This is a genomic window from Pseudomonas deceptionensis (assembly GCF_900106095.1).
GTDB lineage: Bacteria > Pseudomonadota > Gammaproteobacteria > Pseudomonadales > Pseudomonadaceae > Aquipseudomonas > Aquipseudomonas deceptionensis.
This window is the reverse complement of sequence record NZ_FNUD01000002.1, coordinates 2,947,834-2,959,028: the sequence shown is the minus strand read 5'-3', so window position 1 is coordinate 2,959,028 and position 11,195 is coordinate 2,947,834. Positions and strand designations below refer to the sequence as shown.

The 11,195-nt window shown below is 61.4% G+C and carries 9 protein-coding genes; 2 read left to right on the top strand and 7 right to left on the bottom strand.

Translation table 11 applies throughout. The features are described 5' to 3' along the window. Positions 1-7: 7 nt before the first annotated feature. The 5 genes from BLW11_RS13505 to BLW11_RS13485 all read right to left on the bottom strand — a co-directional run bounded on the left by BLW11_RS13505 (position 8) and on the right by BLW11_RS13485 (position 6,606). Positions 8-802 carry an energy transducer TonB gene (locus BLW11_RS13505; protein ID WP_048358264.1) on the bottom strand — a complete coding sequence of 265 codons (795 nt, stop codon included), beginning with the start codon at positions 800-802 and terminating at the stop codon, positions 8-10. Beyond that, positions 799-1,245 carry a protein TolR gene (gene tolR, locus BLW11_RS13500; protein WP_048358265.1) on the bottom strand — a complete coding sequence of 149 codons (447 nt, stop codon included), beginning with the start codon at positions 1,243-1,245 and terminating at the stop codon, positions 799-801. Before tolR ends, BLW11_RS13505 begins: the two co-directional genes overlap by 4 nt. Before the next feature lie 13 nt (positions 1,246-1,258). After that, positions 1,259-1,969, bottom strand: coding sequence for a protein TolQ (gene tolQ, locus BLW11_RS13495; protein ID WP_048358266.1), 711 nt, complete (start codon positions 1,967-1,969; stop codon positions 1,259-1,261). A gap of 65 nt (positions 1,970-2,034) precedes the next feature. After that, positions 2,035-3,942 (bottom strand): phytase, encoded by a 1,908-nt coding sequence (locus tag BLW11_RS13490; RefSeq protein ID WP_048358267.1) that lies wholly within the window; start codon positions 3,940-3,942, stop codon positions 2,035-2,037. A gap of 129 nt (positions 3,943-4,071) precedes the next feature. Beyond that, entirely contained in the window at positions 4,072-6,606 is a 2,535-nt protein-coding gene (locus BLW11_RS13485) for a TonB-dependent receptor (protein WP_048358268.1), read from the bottom strand. Positions 6,607-7,024: 418 nt separating this feature from the next. Between BLW11_RS13485 and BLW11_RS13480 the strand changes: the two genes are divergently transcribed. Both BLW11_RS13480 and BLW11_RS13475 read left to right on the top strand, forming a co-directional pair. Beyond that, on the top strand, positions 7,025-7,945 hold the full coding sequence (locus BLW11_RS13480; protein WP_048358269.1) for a GGDEF domain-containing protein: 921 nt from the start codon (positions 7,025-7,027) through the stop codon (positions 7,943-7,945). Next, positions 7,942-8,973 carry an AraC family transcriptional regulator gene (locus BLW11_RS13475; protein WP_048358270.1) on the top strand — a complete coding sequence of 344 codons (1,032 nt, stop codon included), beginning with the start codon at positions 7,942-7,944 and terminating at the stop codon, positions 8,971-8,973. The genes BLW11_RS13480 and BLW11_RS13475 overlap by 4 nt, the downstream gene beginning before the upstream one ends. A gap of 22 nt (positions 8,974-8,995) precedes the next feature. Here the strand turns inward: BLW11_RS13475 and BLW11_RS13470 are convergent, their stop codons facing one another. Both BLW11_RS13470 and BLW11_RS13465 read right to left on the bottom strand, forming a co-directional pair. Beyond that, positions 8,996-10,423: an amidohydrolase family protein gene (locus tag BLW11_RS13470; protein WP_048358271.1), complete on the bottom strand. Its 1,428-nt coding sequence runs from the start codon at positions 10,421-10,423 to the stop codon at positions 8,996-8,998. Positions 10,424-10,447: 24 nt separating this feature from the next. After that, positions 10,448-11,176 (bottom strand): ABC transporter permease, encoded by a 729-nt coding sequence (locus BLW11_RS13465; RefSeq protein ID WP_338152523.1) that lies wholly within the window; start codon positions 11,174-11,176, stop codon positions 10,448-10,450. Between the last annotated feature and the right edge of the window lie 19 nt (positions 11,177-11,195).

Here is an 11,195-nt window from a genome sequence, read left to right as displayed (position 1 = left end):
ACAGGTTCTACTGGATCTTGTAGTGAAAGGTATTGCGCACCCCCTGCACCGTGACGGCCTGGCCATCAACCATTCGCGGCTGGTAGCGGAATGTCGCGGCTGCCACCAGTGAGGGCCGGATAAAGGCCGGATGGCAACTGCCCACCACTTTGGGGTTGTCGACCTTGCCTTGCGGGGTCACCGAATACTCCACCGTGCAGTCACCCTCAATGCCCTTGTCCAGTGCCCGCTGCGGGTAGTCCGGGGCTTGTTTGCTGATGGGCAGGTATTGGCGCACATCCGCTGCCGCAGCTGCCTGTTGCGCTCGTCTGGCGTTATCGGCGGCCACCCGGGCCAGCTGCGCCGAAGCATCGGCCAGCGCTTGCCGGCGCTGGGCCTCGATCTGTTCGGCCCGTTGCTGCGCGGCTTTTTGTTGCTCCACCTGCACCTGCTTTTGTTCCTCGACCCGCTTGCGCGCCAGCGCCGCCTGCTCCAGTTTGCGCGCCCTTAGCTGCGGATCAACCGTGGGTTTGACCACCTCGGGTTTTGCCTCCACTACCGGCGCCGGGGCTGCCACCGGCAGCGGTTCTGGCGCCGGTGGCACCGCAATCGGTTCGGCGGGCAACATCACCAGCCGGGTTTTCAGGCTTGAGGGCGCCGGCTCTGTCATCGGTTGCTCCATGCTCCAGCCCAGCACCAAAAAGGCCACCACCGCGCCGTGCAGGGCAACGGTTACCGTCAAGGCCAGGCTGTTGCGCCACAACCGGGTCCAGGGCAAGGGTCGGGCGTGCAGCAACGGGCCGTGCATCAGCGCGGCACTCATTCCGGGGCCTCGGTCACCAGCCCCAGGTGGGTGACGCCACCTTGCTGCAAGGCGGCCATGGCCTTGACCACGCTGCCGTAACCGGCCTCATTGTCGGCGCGGATATACACCTGGGTATCACCGTTTTGCGCCACCACCTCACCGACCTTGGCTTGCAGCTCTTCAAGGCTGACGGCGCTGTCGGTCTGGTTTTTGGTGTCCAGTTCGCTGCCCAGGTTCCAGTAGTAGCCGCCCTCGGCCTTGACCGACAGGGTCAGGATTTTTTGCTGGCTGTCATTGGCCAAGGCTTCGCTGGCGACTTTGGGCAGTTCAATCTTCACCCCCTGGGTCAGCATCGGCGCCGTCACCATAAAGATCACCAGCAGCACCAGCATCACGTCGATGTAGGGCACTACGTTCATTTCGGCCTTGGGCCCGTGTTTGCGCTGTGGTCGAGTTAGCATGTTGAACTCCCTTTCAAGCGACGGCAGACATGTTCCGCGAACCGGCATGCAGGTTGCGGTACAGGCGCATCTGCACTTCGTTGCCCAGGCTGTAGTAACGGGTCAGCAAGGTCTGGCCACGGGCCGAGAAGCGGTTATAGGCAATCACCGCCGGGATCGCGGCAAACAGGCCAATGGCGGTTGCGATCAAGGCTTCGGCAATGCCCGGGGCCACAGTGGACAGGGTCGCCTGCTGCACCTGGGACAGACCGATAAAGGAATTCATGATCCCCCACACGGTGCCGAACAAGCCGATGTAGGGGCTGACCGAACCCACGGTGGCCAAAAACTGCAGGCCTTTTTCCAGACGGATTTCCTGCTCGCTGATGGCCACATACAGCGCCCGCTCGACCCCTTGCATCACGCCCTCGGCATCCACCCCCGGCTGTTGCCTGAGCTGGGCGTATTCACTGTAGGCGGCAACAAAGACCTGCCCGGCGCCAGCATCTTCCTGGCTGGCGTCACGGCTTTCGCGGTACAGCGCATTGAGTTCACCCTGGGCCCGCAGGCGCTGGGCGAAGCTGTCCATGTCGCGCTCACTGCGGCGCAAAATGGCGCTGCGCCGCACAATCAAAAACCAGCTCAACAGCGAGGCCACCAGCAGGGTCAACATCACGCCTTTGACCAGCAGACTCGCGTCGCTGATCAGGCCCCAAATGGTCATGTGTTCCATGGTTGCGTGCATAGTGCTGCTCCTGCCGGGGTTATTCGCCAGCGGTTAAAGGATTGAAAAGGATTCACATGACCGGGTTATGGCAAGTGCAGCGCCTTGGCCACTTCGGCCCAGGGGATGTACTTGAAGTTCTGTGCTTGCTCGGGCATGCGCTTGCGACCGTCCTGCACCACCAGCATCCCTTTGCTCCACGGGCCTCCCAGGTTGGCCGAAGTCACTTCAAGGCCATCGGTCTCCGAGGCACCGTCGATGCCCTCCCCGGCATTGACGCCCACCCGGAATGCGCCACGCAGGGCATAAGGCGGCTCGGCATCGAGCACGACATAGCTGTCATTGCCCTGGCTGGAGATCACCAGGTAGTTGTCTTTGTCGGTCTGATAAAGCGCCAGCCCTTCGATGTCGTCATGCACCTGCTCACCCACCCTGATCACGCTGCTCAGCGTTGCAGGCTGGTCAGGACGGGCATCCACCGCCCATACCGCTACATCCTCTTCACCAAGGAACAGGCGTTGGTGCTTATCGTCTGCCACACAGCCTTCAGGCTGGCTCGGGACCTTGAACTGGCGCACCAGCTCGCCCTCGACCTTGTCACCCCTGGCAAACAGGCGGTGTTGCACAAAGGTGCCGTCCTTGTCGTTGGCAAAGCTGTAGATGTCGCCCGACGGCGCCTTGAACAGGCACAACCCGTAGATGTCGCTGACCGGCGTGGCGATCTCGCCGGCTGGCTGCAACTCACCCGTGGCGCGATCAATGCTGAACACGCTCAGGCTGTTGTGATCACGGTTGGTCGCCACCGCCAGGTCCACAGTGCGCGAACCCAGGGTGAAACCCGGGCGTACATCGACGTTGTTCAGCCGCCCGACCGGCAGGTACTGCACCCGCTTGCCTTGCAGGTCGTACACCTCAAGGCCTTGCTGCTTATTGGTGCCCAAAACACGGCTCAGCGCGGGGTGTTGCGGGTGAACCCAAATCGCCGGGTCATCCGCCGCATCGCCCTGACTCACCACTACTTCGGTCTGCACCACAGGTTTCACGCTCACCAACACCGGCGGCAAACTCACCGCCGTGGCTTGCCAGCCCAAGGTGCCTTCCAGCAGCTTGCTGTTGGCGCCATCCTGCACCAGCACTTGCAGGCCTTGCGGTGTCTGGCGCACGGCCAGATGTTCGGGTTCGACCACACCGGCCAGCGCCAGGCTGGCGACCGGTGACCAGCGTTTACCTTGTTGCTGATAGAGGTTCAGCCGGGCCGCTTGCGGGTCAAGCCCAAGGACTCCACCCGGCACCGACGCCATCGCCCCGGCGCTTGTTTTCACGTTGCCAAACGGTTCGACCATGGCCACCGGCACGCGTGAAGCATCGGCTTCCGCGTGTGCCGGGTACGCCCACCAACCGACGTTTTCTTCGTTGACGAACAGGTTCTGCGCACCGTCGTCGACCTGGCAAAACTTGGCTTGCGGCGGCAAGGGCAGGCTGCGTACCAACAACGGTTTTTGCAAACGCTGGCTATCGGCAGCAACCAGCCATTGCTCACCCTTGCCCTCTTCGCCCACGGTGAACAGGTAGATGTTGCTCGCGTCATCCTGGTACAGGCACACCCCGTTCACCGCATAGTCACGGGGGGGCAGGTACGACGGTGCTTGCCATTGATGGCTCTTGGGGTCGAGGTTAAACAGCGCCACTTGCTGTTTGTCCTTGTCGTTGCTGGCAACCAGTACCTGATCCCCCAGCGCACGGCTGTCCAGCCCGGCAAACACTCCCGGCACCCGGCTCAGGGTTTTGCCCTGTTTATCGAGCAGCAGCAGACCTTCGCGCTTGCTCACGGCCAGGCGTTCGTCGCCCGTGCCATTTGGCAAGTAACTCAAAGCCTGGGCTTTGCTGGTGGACCACGGCTGCAAGACCGGGGCTGTGATTTCAGTCGCTGCCTGAGCGCTGCCAGCGGTCAAGCATGCCAGCAATGGCAAAAAGCGGGGTTTGCGTTTAAACATGAGTGATCAATCCTGAATTCTGTTCAAAAAAAGCACGGTCTTTCAGTGGGAGCGAGCCTGCTCGCGAGGGCCTCGGCATCGCTTACGATCTTCGCGAGCAGGCTCGCTCCCACAGGGGGCTGCGAACGTTTAGAAATGGGTGAAGGTCAGGCCAACCGAGTAGGTCGGGCCGTACTCTTCGTACTGGTTGTTGTAGCGGCTGTTGCCGCTGTAGACGAAGTACGGCTGGTCGGTGAGGTTCTGTGCATCGAAGCTCACTTGCAGGTTTTTGGTCAGGGAGTAACGGGCGCTGAAATCGACAAAGGTCTGGGCGTCGACATGGGTGTCATGGGCCTTGTCGTTGATCCCCGCCAGCTCGTAGAGGTAGTCCGATTTGTAGTTGGCCGACAGGCGCAGGCTCAGCTTGTCGTCTTCCCAGCCCAGCATCAGGTTGCCCACGGTATTGGACTGGTTGGGCAAGTCGATATCGCGCTTGAGGCTGGCCCCCGTTGCTGCATCCACGCCCTTGATGCTGGCTTTTGAACGGCTGAAGGTGGTGTTGGCCCCCAGGATGACGCCGTTCCAGGGTGCCGGCAGCCAGTCGAATTTTTGCGAGTAGGCCAGCTCCAGGCCGTAGAGCTTGGCGCTGTCGCCGTTGGCGTAGCTATGGGCTTCGGTAAAATCGATCCACTCGCCGCTGCCGGCCAGGTCGGTGTTGTAGACGAAGTTTTTGATGTCCTTGTAGAAGAGGAACGCCGACACCGTGCCCGCTTGCCCCATGAAGTGTTCTATCCCGAGGTCGAAGTTGCTCGACTCCAGCGGTTTGAGGTTGGGGTTGCCGAACTCCGCCACGTCATCGTCGATCACGAAACCCGGCGCCAGCTGGCCGAAGGTCGGACGCACCACGGCGTTGGTCCAGGCGGCGCGCACCTGGGTGTTTTTCGCCAACTGGTAGCGCGCATGCAGGCCCGGCAACCAGTGGTGATAATCACGCTTGGTGTCCTGGGCTTCGAACACGCCATCACGCACACCGGTGCCCTTGGCTTCGAACTCAGTGCCTTCGTAGCGCATGCCGGCGATAAAGCGCCAGTCATCGACATCGACGGTGTTCATCAGGTACGCCGAGTTGATGTCTTCGCGCATGGTGAAGTCATTGGCCCGCGACTCCTGCTCATCGTAGTAGTCGTTGGGGTTCAGCCCGCCAATCAGGTCCTTGATCGCCCCGCCACTGATGCCCGGGCCGAACTGGCCGAGGTTGTAATGCAGGTTGCCCTTGTCGAACCGGTCGAGGTTGAGCTGATCGTCGGTATACCCCAGGTCCGAAAAGTCCTTGTAGACCCAGGCATTGAGGTCGTTGTCCTTGTTGCGCCGGCTGACCTTGCCGCCGAATTTGACCTGGGAGGCATAGCCTTGCACGTCATAGTCGCGGGCCAGGTCCAGGCGGATATTTTTTTCCGTGTCCTGGGTGTTTTGTTCTTCCCAGTCCACCTTGTCGAGGGCGAAGTTGGCCGGGTCATAAAAACCCGAGCCAATGATGGGGCGCGGTTTTTCGGTGTCATAAAAACCACCGTCACCAATGCTGGAGTTGCCTTTGAACGTGGCGCCGGCAATGTGCCCGGGGCTGTCTTCGCTGGACTTGCTGTACCCGGCCTGCCCGCTGAGCGTCCACAACCCCATCATGCGTTCGCCGCCGAACACGTATGACTGGATTTCCTGGGTTTCTTCGCGCTGTTTGAGCTTGCGCTTGGTCTTGGTTTTGCCCACCTCGCCCTCGGCCTGGGGGTTGGCAAACTCGATGGCGGTGGAGTTGCGGGTTTCGCTGTCCTTGAAGCGGCTGTACAGCGTGCGCAGGTACAGGCTGGTGTCGTCGTCGGGTTTGTAATCGAAGTTCAGACCGCCGCCGGTACGCTCGCGGCTGATGTCATAGATGCGCTGCTCGAAACTGTTCAGTCGCGCGCCATCGGTGAAATCCCAGTCGCCGCCGGTTTCGACGTTATCAGAACGGAAGTCGCGCTTGTTCCAGCTCAGGGCGGCCGCTACACCGAAGTTGTCGACGCCGTCGCCGAGGCTGAAGCGGTCACTGATGGCGCCCGATACCTTGGGGCTGGTTTGATGGCTGTTCTTGTTATAGGCCGCCTCGGTGCTGGTGGTGTAGAACAGGCCCTCATGGTCGAAGGCCGAGAGGCTGCGCACGTCGACCGTGCCGCCCAGGGAGTTGGCGTCCATGTCGGGGGTCAGGGTTTTAATCACCGACAGCGACTGCACCAGCTCCGAAGGCAATACGTCCAGCGCCACGGCGCGGCGGGCGCTTTCCGGGGACGGCACCAGGGTGCCGTTGATGGTCACGGTGTTGAGGTCCGGCCCCAGGCCGCGCACGCTGACAAAGCGGCCTTCGCCCTGGTCGCGTTCAATGCTGATACCGGGCAGGCGCTGCACGGCTTCGGCGACGTTGGCATCAGGCAACTGCGCCACGCCATCGGCATGCACCACGCTTTCGATATTGTCCGAATTGCGCTGCTGCTTGAGCGCCTTGTCCAGGCTGACAGCCTGCCCTACCACTTCTACGTGCTCGGTGGCGCCAATGGCCGATGCCTCGGCGGCGCTCAGGCGCTCGCTGGCAATTGCCAGGGCCAATGCACTGAACGTAAAGCCGACCCACTGCGCCCTGCTGCGACACTTGTACATGTTTGTCCTCCCCCAAAAACGCACTTCAGGCCGGGCAAATGGCCCGGCAACTTGGGAGCGAACGCTAGGGGCGGTGAATGACAGTGCGGTGACAGTGCTCGGCTAAACGCCCGGAACAGAGGGTTTTGAGCGGTATAACAGGCGCAAATGAGCTGATATGACTCCTGCGCAAATCGCTCTCAAACCTGTAGCCGCTGCCGCAGGCTGCGATAAGGCCCGCAGGGCCTTGCCTTTGTCTCCATAAACGCAGGGGCGCTTCGCTCCCCATCGCAGCCTGCGGCAGCGGCTACAAAAGCAGAGTGCTTGTTTGGGCCTTTTTTGCTCAAGACACCTGAGCTGATTTGACCCGCACACCCCGTCATATCGCTGTCACACACCTCTGTTCTGCTGACCGGTAATACGTATGGGTAGAGCTTTCATGACCTGGTTAAACGTTCTTCAACATCATCGCTGGAAGCTTGCGTCACTCGTGCTGGCGACCCATCTCGGGCTGCTGCTTAACCTGGCCTTCGGTACGCCCAAAACCTTCAGCGAATGGCAATGGCTGGATATAGTCGGCGAAGGCGGCACAGCCCTGTTTATGCTGTTCTGGCTGGGCCTGGTGCTTAAAAGCCGACCGACCGGGCGGGTCACCAACTACCTGGCAAGCGGTTTGTGCTTCATGTTTTTTTCCTGGTGGATCGACGTGCTGGACGAATTCATCCGCCTGCCCAAGCACATCGGCTGGGATCACTGGATCGAGTCGGGCCCCATGCCTGTCGGCATGATTTTGCTGACTGTCGGCCTGTTCCACTGGCACCGCGAACAGCAGGCCATTAACCAGCAAATGGAGAAGCGCGAGCGGGTGTTTCGCGAGCATCGCCTGTTCGACAAGCTGACCCCGCTGGGCGGCGCCGAGTACCTCAAGCGCCAGGTCAGCGACTGCCTGAACCAAAGCCTTGAGCAACAACAGCCGCTGTCACTTCTGGCGCTGGATATCGACGACTTTACTGCGGTCAATCAGCACTACGGCCACCCTGAAGGTGACGCCGTGCTGCAAGCCCTGAGCCAGTTACTGCTGCTCAACCTGCGCCGTCACGACTTGCTCTGCCGACTGGCCGGCGACCGCTTTGTGGTGGTGCTGCCCAATACCGGCGAAAGCCAGGCCCGTCTGCTGTCGCTGGAGCTGCAACAGGCCGTCCAGAGCCTGGCCCACAAGACCCGCCAGCATGGTGAGCGGGTGTACCTGTCGGCCAGCACCGCCGTGGTGATGGCCCTCAATGAGACACCCGATGAACTGCTCAAACGTCTGAACCTGGCGCTGGTGCGCGCCAAGCCGCCCCGGAGCAAACGGGCATGACCCTCGATGCCCCGTGGTACGAAGCCGACAGCCGTTTTATCGCCGGGCATTACCAGCCTGCAGCGCTGATTGATCTGGCACTGTCCCGGGATATCGACAGCCATCGCCTGCTGCGCGGCACCGGGCTGTTTTACGACGATATTGTGGCCGGGCACACGCGACTCAGCCCGCAGCAGTGCTTTGATCTGATTGCCAACGCACAGCGCCTGCTCGAAGCCGATGACAGCAGTTTCCTGTTTGGCCAGCGTCTGTGGCCGGGGCATTACGGCCCCGCCAGCCACGCCCTGCAACAGGCCCAGAATCTGCATCAGGCACTGGAAACCCTGATCCACCATAGGGCCCTGCTCAGCCCCTTGCTGACGCCGCGTCTGTTGCTGGACGACAAATACGCCTACGTGTACTGGCTCGACAGTTGCGGCGCCCGTGAGCAACTGCGCTTTGTCGTGGAAGCCAGCATGACGGCCCTGAAGGCGATGAGTCAGTGGCTCAGCGGCGAGCGCCTGCCATGGGAATGCAGCTTCAGCCATGCCGAGCCGCGTTATGTGGAGCAGTACTGGGTACACCTGGGGGAAAACACTCAATTTGACGCGCAGCTGAACCTGATGCGCCTGCCCCGCGAGTACCTGACCCGTCCCTGGCCCAATGCCTCGGCCATTGCCCGGCAGGTGGCCTACCAACAGGCGCAGGGGCAGTTGCACGACCTGGGGTTCAGCGCCAGCCTGCTGGACCGGCTGTATGTGTACCTGCGCGACAATGCGCAGCACGCCCCCAGCCTTGAGCAGGCGGCGCAGCATTTTTCAATGAGCCAGGCCACCCTCAAGCGCAAACTGAACAAGCACGGTACGCACTTCCAGGCCCAGCAGGACCAGGCGCGCAAGCATATGGCGCTGTACCTGTACCAGATCAAGGGGCTGAGCAACGAGGCGGTGGCCGATTACCTCAACTTCAGCGACCCGGCCAACTTTCGCCGCGCACTAAAACGCTGGACCGGGTATACCCCGCAGCTGATTCGACAGTTTTTGACCTAAGCGCTCCTGTGGGGCTGGAGCATTAACCCGCCCGACGCTGTAAATCGAGCACCGCTTTCGCTGCTTCGCGCCCCAGCTCAGCCATGTCCAGCCCCGGTATCCGATCATCCGTCACCACTTGCCGGCCACCGATCAGCAACGCTTTCAAGCTCGCTCGCCCACCGCACGCGACCGGGCCAATCGCCGGGTCATGCAAGCCGAAATAACGCGGGTCATCCAATCGGTAAATCGCGATATCTGCCGCCTGCCCCACCGCCAAAGTGCCTACCGCAGGCAACCCCAGGACATGAGCACCACCCGCCGTGCCCCAGCGCACCACGTCTTCAATGCTGGCGGCATCGGCGCCGCCTTCGAATGTGCCCCCGGCATAACGCGGCCGGGCCTGCTCGCCCTTGCGTGCGCGTTGCAGCAGCCATGCCGCGTGGGCCTCGGACTGCATGTCCGCCGCCTCATTGGAGGCTGCGCCATCGACGCCAATGGAAATCGGCACCCCGGCTGCTTCCAGCGCCACGATGTCGGCAATACCACTGCCCAACCGCCCATTGCTTTGCGGGCAATGGGCGATGCCGGTCCCGGTCTGGCCCAACAGGCGAATCTCTTCAGGGAGCAACTTCACCAAGTGCGCAAACCATACATCCGCCCCCAACCAATCGTGCTCGGCGCAAAACTGCACCGGGGTCATGTCGAACTTTGCCCTGGCCGCATCCAGATAATCGACGGTTTCGGACAAATGACTGTGCAAACGCAACCCCCACCGCCGCCCCGCCCTCGCGATTTCCCGCAGCTCATGCGCAGTGGTTGAATGCAAGGTAGTGGTCGGCGCCATCACCACACGGCGAAAGGCATCCGGCGCCGGATCGTGATACAGCCCCACAAGACGTTCGACATCCGCCAGATAGTCGTCGAGCTTTTCGGGGCGTAACGCCTGTGGCAAGTCGGCTTCCAACTGCCGGGTCTGGGTGCCGCCACCGCGACACAACACAAAGCGCATGCCGAGCTTGTCGGCCTCCTCGAATAAAATCGCCGCGCTGTCATAGGGCATTCCGGGGTAGTACAGGTAGTGATGATCGGCCACCGTCGCGCAGCCCGAGCGCAGCAGCTCGATCAGGCCAATACGCGCGGCAAGCCGGAAACTGTGTTCATCAAAGGCACCGCGATAACGGTAGGGCGTGGCGGCGAGCCAAGGTGTCAGGCTCTGATTCACCCCCCCGGGCTCACCCTTGAGCAATGATTGAAACAAATGATGATGCGTATTGACCCACGCCGGGTACACCACGCAATCACGGGCATCAATCCGGGTTTCGCCGGGCAAAGGTGTCAGCGCACCCATCGCCACTATGCGCCCATCCAGCACACGGATATCCGGCCCGTGGTGCCGGGCTGCGGCGCCGCGCAACCCGGTCAGCACATGCACGGCATTGCGGATCAAGCAAGAGGTGTCAGCCGTCATCGCATTCTTACTCCCTGTCATCGGTTAACCCTGCTCACTTTCGTGCCAGTGCCCCATGCACATTTTCGCCAGTACGGCCATCAGGCTGAACAGCAGAATGCCCGTCATGGCAATTAACACCAGCGCTGCAAACAGCCGCGGGATGTTCAGTTGAAATCCAGCCTGCAAAATCTGATACGCCAAACCCGCGCCCGTGCCACCCGTGCCCGCGACAAACTCGGCCACCACTGCGCCAATCAGCGCCAGCCCGCTGGCGATGCGTAAACCACCAAAAAAATACGGCAAGGCACTGGGGATGCGCAGGCGCCACAAGGTTTGCCAGCGTCCTGCCCGGTTGAGCTTAAACAGGTTGAGCAACCCCGGATTAACGCTGCGCAAGCCCAGCACGGTATTGGAAATCACGGGGAACACCGTCACCAGCGTGGCGCAAATCACCAGGGCCAACGTGGTGTTGCTGACCCAAATAATAATCAGCGGCGCAATTGCCACCACGGGGGTCACCTGCAACAGGATCGCGTAAGGAAACAGGCTGGCTTCAAGCCATCGGCTTTGCACAAACACAAAGGCTGCCATCACTCCCAACACCACGGCCAAGGCAAACGACAGAAACGTGATCTTCAGCGTGACCCACAACGCGCCCATCAGCAGCGGCCCGTCCTGAATCAGCGTTTGGCCGATATCCAGCGGGCTCGGTACCAAATACACAGGCACGTTCAACCCCACGCACAGCAATTGCCAAAGCCCCAATAGCAGAGCGCCCACCAGCAACGGC